This window comes from Cocleimonas flava (genome assembly GCF_004339015.1).
GTDB lineage: Bacteria > Pseudomonadota > Gammaproteobacteria > Thiotrichales > Thiotrichaceae > Cocleimonas > Cocleimonas flava.
This window is the reverse complement of record NZ_SMFQ01000004.1, coordinates 861,420-876,333: the sequence shown is the minus strand read 5'-3', so window position 1 is coordinate 876,333 and position 14,914 is coordinate 861,420. Positions and strand designations below refer to the sequence as shown.

General features: G+C 42.3%; 16 protein-coding genes. 4 read left to right on the top strand and 12 right to left on the bottom strand.

Going from position 1 to position 14,914, the window contains the following annotated elements:
- Window positions 1-118: 118 nt before the first annotated feature.
- From EV695_RS15680 to ubiG, 5 genes are all read right to left on the bottom strand, one after another.
- Window positions 119-751 carry a c-type cytochrome gene (locus tag EV695_RS15680; protein ID WP_131906908.1) on the bottom strand — a complete coding sequence of 211 codons (633 nt, stop codon included), beginning with the start codon at window positions 749-751 and terminating at the stop codon, window positions 119-121.
- Window positions 752-841: 90 nt separating this feature from the next.
- Window positions 842-2,032: an MFS transporter gene (locus tag EV695_RS15675; protein WP_131906907.1), complete on the bottom strand. Its 1,191-nt coding sequence runs from the start codon at window positions 2,030-2,032 to the stop codon at window positions 842-844.
- 98 nt (window positions 2,033-2,130) lie between these two features.
- Complete coding sequence (locus tag EV695_RS15670) at window positions 2,131-2,718, bottom strand: hypothetical protein (RefSeq protein ID WP_243651665.1); 588 nt, start codon at window positions 2,716-2,718, stop codon at window positions 2,131-2,133.
- Window positions 2,719-3,351, bottom strand: coding sequence for a hypothetical protein (locus tag EV695_RS15665; protein ID WP_131906906.1), 633 nt, complete (start codon window positions 3,349-3,351; stop codon window positions 2,719-2,721). It abuts the gene before it with no gap.
- A 23-nt stretch (window positions 3,352-3,374) separates the two neighbouring features.
- Window positions 3,375-4,205 (bottom strand): bifunctional 2-polyprenyl-6-hydroxyphenol methylase/3-demethylubiquinol 3-O-methyltransferase UbiG, encoded by an 831-nt coding sequence (ubiG, locus tag EV695_RS15660; protein ID WP_131906905.1) that lies wholly within the window; start codon window positions 4,203-4,205, stop codon window positions 3,375-3,377.
- Window positions 4,206-4,477: 272 nt separating this feature from the next.
- Here ubiG and EV695_RS15655 point away from each other — a divergent pair, with 272 nt between their 5' ends.
- The gene (locus EV695_RS15655; protein ID WP_131906904.1) at window positions 4,478-5,056 is read left to right on the top strand and encodes a hypothetical protein; all 579 of its coding nucleotides are present in this window, start codon (window positions 4,478-4,480) and stop codon (window positions 5,054-5,056) included.
- Window positions 5,057-5,116: 60 nt separating this feature from the next.
- Here EV695_RS15655 and EV695_RS15650 read toward each other — a convergent pair whose 3' ends face one another.
- From EV695_RS15650 to EV695_RS15635, 4 genes are all read right to left on the bottom strand, one after another.
- Window positions 5,117-5,701 carry a DUF2238 domain-containing protein gene (locus tag EV695_RS15650; RefSeq protein WP_131906903.1) on the bottom strand — a complete coding sequence of 195 codons (585 nt, stop codon included), beginning with the start codon at window positions 5,699-5,701 and terminating at the stop codon, window positions 5,117-5,119.
- Window positions 5,702-5,720: 19 nt separating this feature from the next.
- Entirely contained in the window at window positions 5,721-6,893 is a 1,173-nt protein-coding gene (locus tag EV695_RS15645; protein ID WP_131906902.1) for a YbfB/YjiJ family MFS transporter, read from the bottom strand.
- A 58-nt stretch (window positions 6,894-6,951) separates the two neighbouring features.
- Window positions 6,952-7,848 (bottom strand): alpha/beta hydrolase, encoded by an 897-nt coding sequence (locus EV695_RS15640; RefSeq protein WP_131906901.1) that lies wholly within the window; start codon window positions 7,846-7,848, stop codon window positions 6,952-6,954.
- Between the two features lie 128 nt (window positions 7,849-7,976).
- The gene (locus EV695_RS15635) at window positions 7,977-8,543 is read right to left on the bottom strand and encodes a gluconokinase (protein WP_207907113.1); all 567 of its coding nucleotides are present in this window, start codon (window positions 8,541-8,543) and stop codon (window positions 7,977-7,979) included.
- Between the two features lie 121 nt (window positions 8,544-8,664).
- On the opposite strand from EV695_RS15635, the gene EV695_RS15630 reads away from it, so the two are divergent.
- From EV695_RS15630 to EV695_RS15620, 3 genes are all read left to right on the top strand, one after another.
- Window positions 8,665-10,584 (top strand): hypothetical protein, encoded by a 1,920-nt coding sequence (locus EV695_RS15630; RefSeq protein ID WP_131906900.1) that lies wholly within the window; start codon window positions 8,665-8,667, stop codon window positions 10,582-10,584.
- A 65-nt stretch (window positions 10,585-10,649) separates the two neighbouring features.
- The gene (gene arfB, locus EV695_RS15625; RefSeq protein ID WP_131906899.1) at window positions 10,650-11,066 is read left to right on the top strand and encodes an alternative ribosome rescue aminoacyl-tRNA hydrolase ArfB; all 417 of its coding nucleotides are present in this window, start codon (window positions 10,650-10,652) and stop codon (window positions 11,064-11,066) included.
- Between the two features lie 140 nt (window positions 11,067-11,206).
- Window positions 11,207-11,644, top strand: coding sequence for a hypothetical protein (locus tag EV695_RS15620; RefSeq protein ID WP_131906898.1), 438 nt, complete (start codon window positions 11,207-11,209; stop codon window positions 11,642-11,644).
- Window positions 11,645-11,742: 98 nt separating this feature from the next.
- On the opposite strand, the gene EV695_RS15615 is transcribed toward EV695_RS15620, so the two are convergent.
- From EV695_RS15615 to EV695_RS15605, 3 genes are read right to left on the bottom strand one after another with little or no spacing between them, the layout of a single operon-like run.
- On the bottom strand, window positions 11,743-12,951 hold the full coding sequence (locus EV695_RS15615; RefSeq protein ID WP_131906897.1) for a M24 family metallopeptidase: 1,209 nt from the start codon (window positions 12,949-12,951) through the stop codon (window positions 11,743-11,745).
- The gene (locus EV695_RS15610) at window positions 12,948-13,712 is read right to left on the bottom strand and encodes a maleate cis-trans isomerase family protein (RefSeq protein ID WP_131906896.1); all 765 of its coding nucleotides are present in this window, start codon (window positions 13,710-13,712) and stop codon (window positions 12,948-12,950) included. Before EV695_RS15610 ends, EV695_RS15615 begins: the two co-directional genes overlap by 4 nt.
- 14 nt (window positions 13,713-13,726) lie before the next feature.
- Complete coding sequence (locus EV695_RS15605) at window positions 13,727-14,869, bottom strand: diaminopropionate ammonia-lyase (protein ID WP_131906895.1); 1,143 nt, start codon at window positions 14,867-14,869, stop codon at window positions 13,727-13,729.
- Between the last annotated feature and the right edge of the window lie 45 nt (window positions 14,870-14,914).

Sequence of the window (14,914 nt, the reverse complement as noted above, 5' to 3'; positions counted from 1 at the left end):
ATGACAAGTGTTCTCTAGAAATAGTAAGAACGATGACTGGCCGATTAAAATAAAAAAACGCCTATAAGTAGGGGGGTGCCAAATTCTATTAGCTGATTGATATATCTAGTAAATAGGTCTAGTTAACAGGGCTGATATAAAATTCAATCAGTGCTTTTTTGTCGTCATCAGACAATTTTCTAAAACGTTTTTTCATTCGTCTAGGCATATAGCGATCACCTTCGCTAAGCACTTCAAACTGGCTTTGAAGATAGTTTTTCCATTGGCCTCTTAATAACGATGCGTCTTCAATATTGCCGGTGCCTTCGTCAACATGACAGTTCTCGCAGAAATCCATGTGGATAGCTTTGCCTTTTGCCGCAAGCTCCTGATCAAATGTTTGTGATGCAGGTTTTGATTTCTGATTGGCCAGAAAAAAGGCAATAGCTTCAATCTCATTTGACTTCAGCGATTTGGCAATTTCATTCATGTTTGTTTCTGTCTTATCGCCAGTTGCAGCGCTGTCCTTTAGCTTAATTGGCTTCGATTTTCTATCGCCTGATTTATACTGATCCATAATGTCGAAAGTCAAAATAGCCGAAGTCCCTGCAATATTGGGAATCTCTTTGTCTTTGCTGTTGCCATCTTGTTGGTGGCATTCGCTGCATTTTTCCTGAAACAGCTTTTTACCAATATCATCATCAGTCGCTAAAGCGTGTGTGCTTAGGCTCAGGATAAAGATCAGAAAGTGAAATGTCAGAGTAATGCGCATGATGATAAGTGACTGTTATAAATAATGAAGTACAATCTAAGTTAGAAGTTATGTCAAAAAGTTATGTCTAAACCAGGTCAAAAGAGAAGATTATGTCTCTAAGGCATTATGCGGAATACGCCCCATAATGGTTTCATTTCCTGCTTCTGGATTGCTCGGTACATTAAAGGCTAAGAGTAAGGATATTCCCGCAAAAACAGCCCCTACGTAGAACACCAAAGAAGGCGAGCTCAACCATAAAGCGCCAAAAATCACCGGTATAACGACCGCTGCAATGTGATTAATGGTGAAAGAAACGCCGGCTGTTGACGCAATATCAGCAGGGTTAGCAATCTTCTGGAAATAGGTTTTTTGTGCAATCGCCATGGCGAAGAATAAGTGATCTAGAATATACAGACCTACCGCAATATTTGAATTTTCTACCACAGCGTAGCCGCAGAACACTGCGATCAAACCAATATATTCAAGGATTAATGAATTTCGCTCACCGATTTTACCTATAAGCCTGCCGATTCTGGGCGCCATAAAAATATTAAAAGCGGAGTTGATAAGAAACAGTATGGAGATTTCTCCGACACTAAATCCAAACTTTTCTACCATTAAAAATCCCGCGAAGACCACGAAGATTTGACGGCGAGCACCACTCATAAATTGCAAGGCGTAATAGAGCCAGTAGCGTTTACGTAGAATGAGTTTTTTACTTTGGTAGACTTTCTGCGGGAAGTCATCGAAATGATTCCAACTGTAAAAGGCGATAAATAAAGAAACGCCGCCACCGACAATGTATATCCATTTGTAATCAAAATGGAAGAATTCGAATAATAGCCACACCAGCGAAAATGCCAGGATCGATGCAGCGGCTTTTGCCGCGATCATTTTGCCTAAAAATTCAGGTGCATCTTTCTTGCTCACCCATTGCAGAGTCAGCGAGTTTTGAATGGTTTCCAGATAATGAAACCCCATCGACATTAAAATTGTGGTGAGATAAAAACCAATAGCAGAAGGGAAAAAGCCGGTGAGTAGTGTTCCTAGTCCCAATAAAACCATCGAGACATAAGCCATTCGCTGTTCGCGAATAAGCAGTAGAACGTAGATAATCGTAAACGCAAGAAAACCGGGGATTTCGCGAAGGCTTTGTAAAATGCCAATTTCTACACCGGTAAACGCAGCACGTTCAATCGCAAAATTATTCAACAGGTTTTGCCAGACAGCAAAACTCATCGCTGTACCTGCAGCGATAAGAAGCAGTAATAACTCAGGAGAGTTCTTAGTGATTTTCATGTCTACGTCTTCAACTCTTGTGTCGTTAATTTGCCCCTGGTGTTTGTCAGTTAAAGAAGATAAGTGCCGAATCCCAGGGGTGAATTAAGCAGTGAAAACTAGTTGGTAAACTGAACCCATGGATACTTCTTGTCGTCTTTTACGTGTGACCAGAATAAATCACCCGAATTTCTCCAAGGGTCTAAAATGATTCCATCAGGAACGCCTTTGCCTTTGGCTGTCACAACCAGTGTACTGTGCTCTCTCCAGTAGTTACGTCTAAAGGCAACAGCATGGTAGAACTGTAGGGATTTCATTGGCTTATTGATTTGTTGGCCCATGTCATGCGTCCATTGGTAACATAATCCACGCGGACGTTTACCATAATTTACCAGCACATTGTGGTAAAGAGGAGGGCTCATCAACTGATAACGATTCGCTAATACTTTTGGGTAAAGTACGGCTTCTCTCGCGACAAACTGCGCCTCACTTTCAACAATATTGGGTCCTAAGCCCATAATTGCCTGTGTTAGTTCTTTAATCTTTTTGTTGTCATACTCATCAATGGCATTAACAACGGTTCTACCTTGTTTGTTTACATGTACGCCTTGGTACTGAATTGATGAACAGGCACTCAATAACAGTAAAGCAGTAAGTAATAAAGACAGTTTTAGCGTAGATTGATTTTTCATGGCAGGTAATAACATTTAATTCGTTTCTTTATTATTCACGTCAGGAACAGCACTGTAAACTCTTCGTGTGTATTCTTCCCAGTCATATTCTGGATCTTCACGGGTCTGTAGTACTAATAAATCGCCTGAGTTTCTCCATCCATCAAGAATGTAAGCATCTTTAATGCCTTTGCCTTTTGCGGCAACGGTTAAAACATTATGTTCGTATTTTCTGCCCTGATTGGCAACCGCACGATTCAAGGTTAAGGTTTTGTAAGTTCTACCTTTAACGATTTGCTCGCTCATATCACGCGCCCAGTGGTAGCATAAACCACGATCTCTACGGCCTGTGTTAACCAGTACATTATGAGAGTTTGGTGGTGCGATTAATCTGTATTGGTTCGCTAGATATCTTGGGTAAAGAACTGCCTCACGTGCTACAAAGCCTGCTTCCTCAGGATCAATGTTAGGTCCTAATCCCATAATGGTTTCAGTCAAAATTCGGATTTTAAACTCAGTGCTTGAATCTATTGCTGAAACCACTGTTTTGCGATTTTCGGCATCATAGCTCACTTCGTCATAGCGAATATCTTTAACGATAGGGCTCATGGAGCACGCAGAAAGTAGCATGCTAGACATGAGGAACAGGGTGGATAATATACGTTTCATAAGTTACAGTTTTTAAATAAAATTTAATTGTTGGGTTTGGTGAAATACATCAAGTAGTTCACGCTAACATCGCTATTTAATTTATAGCTTTGAAGTAGCGGGTTATACGTCATGCCCTTTATGTTTTCAAGTTGCAAGCCAGACTTTCTTGCCCATGCCTCAAGCTCTGATGGTTGTATGAACTTGGCATATTCATGCGTCCCTTTAGGTAGCATATTCAACACATATTCGGCGCCTAAAATAGCAAACGCAAAAGCTTTTGGGTTACGGTTAATGGTAGAAAAGAAAACACTTCCTCCCGGTTTAACCAAATCTGTGCATGCTTGAATAATTGAACCAGGGTCTGGTACGTGTTCAAGCATTTCCATACAACTGACAACATCAAATTGTTCTTTTTCCGTTTTTGCCAGCTCTTCTACGGGAATTTTCTGATATTGAATATTCTCGATTCCAGCTTCCAGTGCGTGTAATTCAGCCACAGAAAGAGGAGCCTGTCCCATATCAATTCCAAGAGTATCCGCGCCACGCAGTGCCATGCTTTCAGAAAGTATGCCGCCGCCACAACCGACATCGATTACTTTTTTACCTTTTAAGCCGCCAGCATGCTGCTCAATGTAATTTAATCTGAGTGGGTTAATATCGTGTAATGGTTTGAATTCACTGTCTCTATCCCACCATCGATGTGCTAAGTCTTCGAACTTTTTGATTTCATTGGCATCAACATTCACAGCCTTGCTTGAAGGTTGGTTGGTATTTGTATCGTTTAGTTCATTATTATTAGCTGATGCGTTTTTAGCTGATTCATTTTGAGCAGTCGCATTATCTATTGATGTATTTTCAGTTGAAGCTTGCATTGCAATTCCGTATTGAGAATAGTTAAGAAATAAGACTGTTTAAGGAGAACAATGATGGATAAACAATAATGAATAGTAAGGGCTGAACATTTCATATTTTTGAATGAATAAGTGACAGATAGCTTTGCTATCGACCTTAATCTGAGAAAAATATTGAAAATTACGCGTATAACCCTGACATCATGTTCTCATGAAATAGTCTGTATACGTTATTATATCGAATATGGATTCATAACTGCGAAATAAATCTCGAGGTATTAATAAAGTCTACAATGTTTAAATATTTCTTTGGAATAGTTGCGGTACAAATTGCAACAGTTGCGCTGGTATTACTCGCCCCTGAATTAGAGGGAATAGGGTGGTTACGCTTGTTGATTCCGTTATTCGTTATCGGTTTTTTTACTGCTTTTTGGTTTAACTCAATCGCATCGCATAAAAGTAAAGATGAGGTTTATGAGGCGAAAGCTCAGCACGCTCGTGAAAGAGAAAAGATTCAATTGAACGCAGAACGCGCTAAAACCAAGTTGGTGCAAAAAACGCAGCAGCAAATTGCCAGAGAAGCCAAAATCACCCACAGCAAAGCCAACTTTAAAGTAGGGGCAGCATTTGCCGGTACCATAGGCGCAGGTGCTTTGATGCTATTGACGGAGTTACTGACCATGGGCTTATTAACAATTAGCACGGCTGGTGGTGCACTGGGCGGCTATGTAATGCGCGCCAGAAAAGAAACTAAATTATTAAAACAGATCAACCAGAATAATGGGAGTGACAATCAAGCAGGCAATAACGTACTGAAAAAACCCGTAAAAACCATACCCAAATCAAAAGTTAAATCATCGCCAAAAAAGTAATTAGCCACCCCCCTACTTATAGAGGTTTTTTTAAGTGGCTTTTAACAAATTAACCAGATATCACTTCAGATTCTGTAATTGCTTGTCATGAACCTTACTTAAAACGAGTATGCAGACAATCGCTCCTATCAGTGCTAAAAACATATCTGATTGAGTATCCCATTCATAACCTTGCGTACCTAAAAAGGCCACTGCATCATCTCCGCTTGCTACCGCAACCCACCACTCGATGAGCTCATAGAAAGCGCTAAAAGCCAGAGTCACTGAAACAATGAAGGTATTTAACCAGGCTTTGCCGTTAACCGCATTCTTACGAATCAATATTTCTCTGGCGAGTAGGGCGGGTACAAAGCCCTGAAAGAAATGACCGACCTTGTCGTAATTGTTTCGTTCGGCGCCAAATAGACCATCAAACAATGGGACTTCAGCATAGGTGTAATGTCCACCTATCATCAGCACAATACAATGTAGCAAAATGAAAAAATACAGTATGGATGTTAAGTGAAAAGTCTTGAAGGTATAAAGCATTAAGCCCGCGCCAATGATGGCTGGCGACGCTTCCAGAAACCAGGTGAGTGTATCTTTGGGGTTAATTCCCGACCAGATTAAAACCACTAAAAATATTAAGCCCCATGCGTATTTCATACTCTTTATCCTTACCGTCTTAATGTTTTTTTCTGATTTGCAGTATAACAATTAACGCCATGCCGAAGCCCATAATGACAGATGCAAAAATCAACGGCATCGAATAATTACCTGTTGTTTCTGCAATCATCCCTGCAATGGCTGGTGCAACTACTTGCGCGATACCATAACTCAAGGTTAATTTTCCCATGGGTTTAGCAGGTTTGGTGGGGTAAAACTTGCCAACCATGGTCAGCAGTAAACTCACTATGCCCACAAAAGTTAATCCAAAGAAAAAACCGCTGAGTAAAACGCCCGATAAGCTATGACTAAAAACCGGAATAATAATACCAACAATATTAATGCCATAGGCCCAGAACAATGCCTTTAACTCGCCGACTTTTCGGGCAATCCGATCCCATAAAATAGCCGCCGGTGCCGCCGCAATACCGGTGACTAGCCAGACTAGCGAACCTTTGCCAGCCAATTCAGGCTGATGATCGACAATGGCGACCAGAAATGTAGCGCTGATAACATAACCGATACCGGCACAAAAATAAGCCACGTATAAAATCAACATCCAGCTTTTTTCTGGTGGCGTGTCCAGTAGAGTTCCGCCAGCTGTGGTCTGATGGTGATTCACCGGCTTTGGCAACCAGCGCCATGCGGGAATAGCAATAACTACTGCAATCGCAGAGTAGACATACCACTGTTGCGCCCAATCCAGCTTATTCAGCATCATCATCGAGAGTATCGCGGTAAGGCTTATGCCTAAACCGATGCCAGCGAAATGTATGCCCAGTTCGGGCTTGTGTCCGTGGCGGATCATCCAGTTAAGAATCAAACCGGTTCCCACCAGTAAGCACGCCGCACTACTCAAACCACCAATAAAACGCATAATTGACCAGACGATGTAATTGTCGGTCACTCCCATGCCTACAGTTGAGAGGACTGCGACAATCAAACCCACGCGATAAAGTACGTCTTTGAGTTTCAGGTCACTGATTGAGGCAGCGATAATTGCCCCCAGCATATAACCCAGATAGTTAATGGTGGCGAGCCAGCCACCGCTGGCATCATTCAAATACGTCTCATTGATCATCACCGGCAACAAGGGCGTGTATGAAAAACGCGAAATACCCATCGCTAAAATAAGGCTAAATAGCCCCGCAAACATCACTTTTAACGGATGATCTGTTTTACTATTTGGCATATTAGAAAGGGGATTCCTGTCGCAGGTTTGGTTTTTTTGTAGATTTTTAAACGAATAATTACTGCGTAATAAAATCTATAGTCGTGTCGATGACTTCTTTGTTGAGTAAAATTTTACGATGACCAAATCCAGACGTGATGAGCTTTTTTGCCTGTGGTTGACTGTTGTGCAGCGGTAACACTTCCTCTATCGGAACTTCGTGATCTTGATCGTCATGGATCAATAGTAGTTCACTGTCGCAACTTTTGATGGTTTCTAGTGGAGAAATTTCATTCCAGTCCCATCCGACATGATATTCATGGGCAAACTTTTTTAATGCGACTTGTTGCATGGCATCCAGAGTGGATTGCCTTAAAGAGAAAAGATCGCCAAAGATTTCGAGGATAAATTCTACGCCAGAGAATGTACTTATCAATACCACTTTGGGCGTTTTAACACCAAACTTATCTATCGATAATAGTGTGGTGCCGGTACCAAAAGAGTGAGCGATAATCGCCTCTACTGGGCCTTCCTGCTTAATGACTTCGGCAATTATCGACGCGCCATCCAGCATGTTTGAGTGTTTGCCCGTTGAGTCACCATGACCCGGGATCTCGAAGCCAACAACGCGATAACCTGCTGCAACCAAGGGTTCGATGAATCCCATTAGCTGAGAACTTCTACCGCCCCAGCCATGCGCTAGCAGAATTGTTGGGCCTTCTCCCCAGCTACGCACAGAAATCTGTCGGTCTTTGATGTTTATGAAGTGCAACTTGGCACTTTCACGAATGGGTTTTTCGCGCCGAGGAATAATGACTTTGGGAGGCGTCATAAACAGTCGTAAGGCTAATTTGCCCGCCAGAGTGGGTGAAATAGCGCCGACAATTTTGAAAACAAACGTGGTTAAACTAAAAAATGCCTTCATTGTGAAAGGCATATTTGTGCTTTTAAAGGGGTGATCGGTTTTATTTGTCATACATCGTTTCTGCTGTTTTATGCTGTGTTTTTGCTGAAACACACTTTAGTGTTGAATTGAGCGCACCAATAATAGACGCAAATTACACCAGATACACTAAATACTAAGCGGATAGGCTTTTTGCTTAGCTAATCGATGGCTTCATGGTTGATTTTATCGAGTATCTCATCAACTATTTTATCGACTGATTGTTCTATGGAAACCGTTATTGCCAGCTCATCATTTGTCGGTTTTTCTAACGTTTCTAACTGGCTATCCAGCAGGCTGGCAGGCATGTAATGCTCTGTTCGGGACTGCATTCTTGATAACAGGGTGTCACAACTTCCATCGAGATAAACAAACAGTATTTGTTCTCCTGAAGCATTCAACAGGCGTTGGCGATAATTATGTTTTAGCGCAGAGCAGCTGACGATAACGCCGTTGGGTACTACTTTGTTTTTATCCTTTTCGGCATTACATTTTTCATGAATGGCAGCACCTAGGGCATCAAGCCACGGCCAGCGATCGTCATCGGTTAAGCCAATGGCATTTGACATTTTTTCTATGTTTGCCGGTGGGTGGAAGTCATCGCCTTCTAAAAAAGGCAGTCCTAACTCTGATGATAATGCTTTACCGATCGTGGACTTACCGCAACCGGATACGCCCATCACGACAATCACAGGTATGTTATTTAAATAGGCTGTAGCGTTGTTCATAAAGGTAGTGTGTTCGTCGCAAATCAGTTAAAGAAGTCGTGAATGTTATACATTAAATAGTCGATTAAGTATCTGATAGAATATTGCACTGTTATGTTACTAAATGGCTGTTGATAGATTCATGAAAATTCTTATATACATCGTACTTTTTGTGATCTTTGCTATTGCTGCCGTGGTGGGTGGGGATTATTTTTATGATCAGTACAATGCGTCTGCTGATTCATCTGATTTTTCAACTACCAATTCAGCTATTAATTCAACTACCAGTTCAGTTACCAATTCAACAACAAAAAATAATTCGCAAAAGCTTGATGTTGCAAAAGATACGCAAGCTGTTAGCGCTATCCAGAGCAAAGCTTCTGGTAATAAAATAGACCAGAAGGGTAGCACTGCATTACCCCAACTTGAATCAAAGGCACCCCCCCACTTACAGCGAGGTTTTGATTGGTCGCTTCCAAGTTATGCGGGTGAAGCAAAGTATTCAGGGTTAACCACAGAACGGAAATCTACCAATAAGGCCGTTAAAAATCGCTTTTTAATGGTGTTATGGAATCAGGCGAATCCACAACCAGGTGTGTTTGATTTCTCAGCATTCGAAAAAAAATTAAAAAGCATCGCCCCTCAAAGAGCTCTAGTCAGATTAGAAGTTAACTCATCTTGTGAAGCGCCTGATTGGGCACTAAAGCAAATGCAGCAAACCTCAGACAAGTCCCTGATATTTTGGGATAAAGCCTATTTGGATACCACACGCCCCTTTATTCAGGCGTTCGCCAAGCGCTATGCTGCAAACCCGCAAATAATCGGTGTTCAACTGGGGTTGGCAGATGGGGAATTTGGTAAAGCGGCGGATTCCTGCAAAGACTACGACAATAAAAATGGCTGGGGCGAATTCTGGATGTCGCCTCCCGAGCGTCAGGAGGCCGAGCAGTCTTTTGGTTTTACCCCAGAAACTTTTGAACAGGGAACGATCGCTAATATAGACCTCTATGCCAAGGCATTCGGCAAACACAAAAATAAACTGGCATTCACCAATATTGGTACCTTGTTTACTTATGGCGAAGGTTCTGATGCTTATAATCAAAAGCTAAAAAACATCGCTCACTATGTGATAGACAAGGGTTTAGGGAATAGAGATGGCGCCATCGAGCGCTGGATGAGTTACACCGATAAAGTCTATGGCATGGTATTCAGCAGTTTCACTGATGGTAGTTGCCGAATGGATTTTAATGAAGATTTTGCAGATAAAATTGAAGGACGTTACTGGGGTACTGAAAATGAATTCTATGGCGATAGCTCTTATGTGATTTCAGATGTTGGTCCCATTGAAAATGGTCCGTATCGTTTTTTGATTACTTCGTTACGAACTTTGCAAATGCGTCGTAATTTTATGTCTATCACGACTAGCATGGACAAGACTGATCACCCTGATTATAAAACTCAGGAATTTCTGGTGTATTTAAGCCGAGTGCTGGGTAAAACCAAAGAAAATACACCAGATGCTTTCGTTTTGATGGGAGAACGTTATATCGCGCCTTATCGCTTGGCTGATCAGATGGATGCGGATTGTGTTAAGCGAGATAAGCAAAAAGTAACCGTCAGGTCTTTTGGTCAATGGTTACAGGAAAGCCCTCAAAATACGCAAGTTGAAAATCGTCCAGCACTCAAGGTGAGTATGCCTAAATCTGAAAATTACTGGTATCAGGGGTTCTATTTACCCGAAGGTATTGATTACGAATATTTTGCCCGCGAAGCCAAAATATTCAGCTTTGATGTTAATGATAAATTGGCAGAAATACGCTGTCAGGATGGTTGCGACGTTGAAGTAAAAGCTATTTTTAAAGACACCGTAAAAACATCGCTGAGTATTGAGGTCGCAGAAGGCGTAAGTCAAAATCTCGAAACTTTGGGCGATAATAAAATCAAAACGGCAACTTTCACGTTGAACTCGCGTTTTAACAACATTAAGCAGAATTCAGATCTAATGCTTAGGAGCGGGCAACATGCAATCCCGCTGATTATGTTGCGTATGAATCTGCTTTAGTTGTCACTAGAATATAATTTAGGACTGATTAGACCTGACTGCAAATTGATGGAAATTTACTGAACATGCTCATTATCTCTCAAGCTGTATCCATTCCCGATGATGAAATCGAAATATCAGCAATTCGTGCGCAAGGTTCGGGTGGGCAAAACGTCAACAAGGTTTCATCTGCGATTCATTTACGTTTTGATATTGCCGACTCATCACTTCCTGAGTTCTACAAAGAACGCTTGCTGGCGTTGAGTGACAGCCGCATCAGCAAAGATGGCGTGATCATTATCAAAGCACAAACTCACCGTACTCAGGAGAAGAATCGCAAAGATGCGTTAGAGCGACTTCAGTTACTGATTAAAAGTGTCTCCTTAGTCCGTAAAGCGCGCAGGCCAACTAAGCCCAGTCGAAATTCACAAATTAAACGTGTGGATAAGAAAACACAACGCGGTAAAACCAAAGCCTTACGGAAGAAAGTGGATAGAGATTAGAAATTCTTGCTTAAAGAAGAGAGGGGGGTACCTTTCGTTTTTCTGAAAAGAATAATTTATCTGCTAAATAACTTTATTCACTATTTGATAAATTCTATACTCCTTTCCTATAAAATTTTTTATATGCAAGGGAGTTAAGAATGACAATAAGTAAAATGGGGTTAATCATTGCAACTGCGGTTTTGATTTCTGCGTGTTCAGGCGGATCAGATAGTAGTTCTACAGCTTCTGGTAGTAAGCCAGAAAAGAAAATGGCGGCTAAGCCAGCAAAACCTGCAGCGACAAAACCTCGTGGTAGCAAAATCACAGGAACAATCAGACCGGGCAGCAAGTTCTCAAAAATTAAACTGGGCATGAGTATGGCTCGCGTTAATTCTACAATTGGTGGACCAAACGACCTAAAGCGTCATGAAACTGGTAAGCGTTGGATCCCTTTCTACTATGGTAGTGACGTACAGCGTATGCAGGCCTTATACGATGGCGAAGGTTGCTTAACGTATAACGGTGGAAACGTATTCGGCGGCGGTGGTAATAAGCTGATCGGAATCAATGTTGATCCATCAGGTGCTTGTTACTAAACACAAGAATAAACAATCAAAAAGCCCGTGAGTGAAATCATGGGCTTTTTTTTGTTCTAAAAAAAGCCTCTAAAGTAGGGGGGTGCCATTAATAAAAACTAAGAATAAATTGGGAGTTGCGGCAACGCCCGACGACTTAAATATTCAGCGCCGTTTTCTGTGATCACAATATTTTCTTCATGCACCATGAGTTTCCCTGGGGCAAACTCCATGCCTGGTTCGAGTGTCATCACCGTTCCTACTTCAAACACTTCATTATCCCAGGGAGTATTCGAAGGTGGCTCAGTCAGTTGCAAACCTAAACCATGTCCGTAGCGACCCACTGAATCTCCCAAAGCACCTGCTTTTTGCAGGACATTGTTCATTGCGTGAAATAAATGGGCTGGCGTGTTGCCCGGTTTCGTTGCTAGGAAGCCTTGTTCGGTTGCTTCCCAGACAGCCTCATAGGCATCAAGCGCGCTTTTATCTACTTTGCCGAAACCATAGTTGCGGTCGAAATCACAGTAGTAGCCATCGAAGGTACAGCCGGTATCGAGTATCAAAACATCGCCATCTCGAAGAATACGCGCGCCTGCAGGTGAAATAATATCGTTATAGCCACCTTGATCAGCGCCGCCGACCAGATAAGCCACATCATCAACGCCTTCAGTCAGACATTGAATTTTGAATGCACGAAATATCTCGCTGTCACTCATTCCGGGGTGCACAAACTCAAACAGTCGCTCGAAAACGGAGGAAACCGTTTGTGCCACATAGCGCAGTTTCTCGATTTCTTTGGGAGATTTAACCATCCGCTGACGACGCATGATGTGTGTCGCATCTACAAAGTCGACTCGATTATCATGCTTTTTCAAATTAGCCTTGATCTGATCCAGATCGCATAACGGCATACGCATGTGCGACTCTTTTCCCGCACTAATACCGATGTGTTTAAAACCACTGTTTGATGCGGCACGCGTCACTGCTTCAACCAAAGCTTCCGTGAGTAGGCTAATGCCATCATCTGTTGGGTGGGGCGATGACCAGTGTCGAATATCACTCATCCATCCCTTTGCCATACACTCCACGCCGATAGTTGGAATAACCGCTATGGGCAAACCTTCGCTGGGTAAAACCAGATACCAGGGACGCGTTGGGCTTTGCCAGAATTGGGTAAGATAGCCGGTGTAATAATTAATATCGTGTTCGGTGGTCAACAGAATTGCAGCCAGTTGTTGCTCACGCATTTTGTTTTGAACAAGCTCAAAGCGCTGTTCGAATTCTTCGTTCGCAAAACCGCGTTCTGGCTGATGCAAAGTCTGTGTCATTTGAACAGATTTCCTTTGTTTGATGTGAAGTTGTCAGATGAGTTATAGGTCAAATCCAGTCCTGCATGTCTGGCTAAGTCCCATGCTAAAACCTGATTGCTCGATAAAGCCGTAATCCCCGTTTGTGCTTCTACTTCAGCAAGAATATGCGCGCACTTTAAATTGGTACAAGCCATAAAAACGGCATCAATGTCTGGATTATTTTTCGCTAAGTTAATCGCATCGCGTTGAAGGGTGGCAGGGGAAATTCGGCCAACAAAGCGATCTTCTGCTTCATCATAGGTAGCAGATGCAATTACCTGAATACCATTGGATTCAAAGTATTGAATCATTTCAGCACATACGCTTTCGCTATAGGGCGCGAGATAAGCTATTTTTTTGGCGTTAATCGATTGTAAAGCTGAGAGTGTGGCGGTTAATGGATTCGTCACCATTTTACAGGGGCGCTTCTCAGCAACTAATTCGGATATTCTGTCTGCTCCGATGAGTAAGGCACCAGATGTGCAGGCGTAACCCAGTGCATCGAATTCAGCTTCAATCGGAAACTGCGACATGGTATCGCCAAGATGATTTTCCATTTGCTGGAGTAATTCTTTAGTGACTTCATTCTCAAACGGAATACGATTCACAAACAGACTAATATTTTGATTCGCAAAGTAAAAACGAAACTCATCTTCAATAGTGACATCCGACTGCAATACGATTAAACCTAGCTGTTTAACAGTTTCTTTGGCTAATAAATCGTATTTTAAGGTATCCATTTCGATGCATTAACCTATTGCTTGTTTCCTATGATTTCCTTGTACAGATCAGGATCCGTCGCACCTTCGGTACCCAGCATGAAAATCACCGAATTTTCATCGATATGGATAGATTCTTTGAGTTCTGGATTATCCATGATGGTTTTCAAGGTAATCAAACCCGAAGCCGAACATTCACCACCGACAATATCCGGTCGGTCACCTTCCGATTTTGCCAGATAACGCATCATGGGTTTTACGCCTTCATCACTCACCGTGATTACATGGCTTGCACCGTGTCGCAGTATCGGCCAGGCCAATTCGGATACTTCACCGCAGGATAAGCCCGCCATCAGTGTTTCATCGACGATATCCACTAAATAGATTTGATCGCGTTGCATGCTTTCTAAAACACAATCAGACATGCGAGATTCCATGATGATGATTTCAGGTAAATTATCGCGCCAGTGCTTCCAGAAGTAGGCGATTAACGCGCCTGCCATACCACCGCAACCGGCTTGAAGAATAATATGTGTTAACGACTCTTTTTGCTGCTCTATTTGCTCGATGACTTCAGCGGCTAATACGGTATAGCCTGCCATCACTTGTGTGGGTATTTCGCGATAACCTTCCCACGATGTGTCCGAAACAATTTGCCAACCATTCGCATCAGCCATTTTGATGCATTCGGCGATAGAATCATCATAATTACCATTGACTCGATGCACCGTTGCGCCATATTCCGCTAAGCTTTTTGCGCGGGCTTCACTGACTCCCGCATGGATAAAGATATGACAAGGGATATTCTTTTGCTGTGCTCCCCAGGAAACGGAGCGGCCATGATTACCATCGGTCGCTGTACATACTGTAAGTGCAGACGCATCTCCGGTTTTTTCTCGCGCTTCCAAAACAGTCTGCACGGCATAAGCGCCGCCCAATGCTTTGAATGAGCCTAAATTTAACCGTGTTGATTCATCTTTATACAGAACCTTTTTTACGCCCATTTGTTTGGCGAAATCATCTAATGCAATTAAGTCAGTTTGCTTGTAATCAGGCCACTGGGTAATTGATTGATAAGCAGTTTCACAGATTCCGGTTGGAAACAAATCATCGGCCACTTCATGCATGGCGTTGCTTTGTTTTGGATTCTGGTAATAGTTAGCGTATGTATATTTCAAATGATGCTCCTATTAATAAAACAACCAGGTCAATTAAACATAGCT

What these genes read in the sequence shown, in the direction of transcription:
- EV695_RS15680 (WP_131906908.1), bottom strand. Translation starts at nt 751, where the DNA reads ATGCGCATTACTCTGACATTTCACTTTCTGATCTTTATCCTGAGCCTA.
- EV695_RS15675 (WP_131906907.1), bottom strand. Translation starts at nt 2,032, where the DNA reads ATGAAAATCACTAAGAACTCTCCTGAGTTATTACTGCTTCTTATCGCT.
- EV695_RS15670 (WP_243651665.1), bottom strand. Translation starts at nt 2,718, where the DNA reads ATGTTATTACCTGCCATGAAAAATCAATCTACGCTAAAACTGTCTTTA.
- EV695_RS15665 (WP_131906906.1), bottom strand. Translation starts at nt 3,351, where the DNA reads ATGAAACGTATATTATCCACCCTGTTCCTCATGTCTAGCATGCTACTT.
- ubiG (WP_131906905.1), bottom strand. Translation starts at nt 4,205, where the DNA reads ATGCAAGCTTCAACTGAAAATACATCAATAGATAATGCGACTGCTCAA.
- EV695_RS15655 (WP_131906904.1), top strand. Translation starts at nt 4,478, where the DNA reads ATGTTTAAATATTTCTTTGGAATAGTTGCGGTACAAATTGCAACAGTT.
- EV695_RS15650 (WP_131906903.1), bottom strand. Translation starts at nt 5,701, where the DNA reads ATGAAATACGCATGGGGCTTAATATTTTTAGTGGTTTTAATCTGGTCG.
- EV695_RS15645 (WP_131906902.1), bottom strand. Translation starts at nt 6,893, where the DNA reads ATGCCAAATAGTAAAACAGATCATCCGTTAAAAGTGATGTTTGCGGGG.
- EV695_RS15640 (WP_131906901.1), bottom strand. Translation starts at nt 7,848, where the DNA reads ATGACAAATAAAACCGATCACCCCTTTAAAAGCACAAATATGCCTTTC.
- EV695_RS15635 (WP_207907113.1), bottom strand. Translation starts at nt 8,543, where the DNA reads ATGAACAACGCTACAGCCTATTTAAATAACATACCTGTGATTGTCGTG.
- EV695_RS15630 (WP_131906900.1), top strand. Translation starts at nt 8,665, where the DNA reads ATGAAAATTCTTATATACATCGTACTTTTTGTGATCTTTGCTATTGCT.
- arfB (WP_131906899.1), top strand. Translation starts at nt 10,650, where the DNA reads ATGCTCATTATCTCTCAAGCTGTATCCATTCCCGATGATGAAATCGAA.
- EV695_RS15620 (WP_131906898.1), top strand. Translation starts at nt 11,207, where the DNA reads ATGACAATAAGTAAAATGGGGTTAATCATTGCAACTGCGGTTTTGATT.
- EV695_RS15615 (WP_131906897.1), bottom strand. Translation starts at nt 12,951, where the DNA reads ATGACACAGACTTTGCATCAGCCAGAACGCGGTTTTGCGAACGAAGAA.
- EV695_RS15610 (WP_131906896.1), bottom strand. Translation starts at nt 13,712, where the DNA reads ATGGATACCTTAAAATACGATTTATTAGCCAAAGAAACTGTTAAACAG.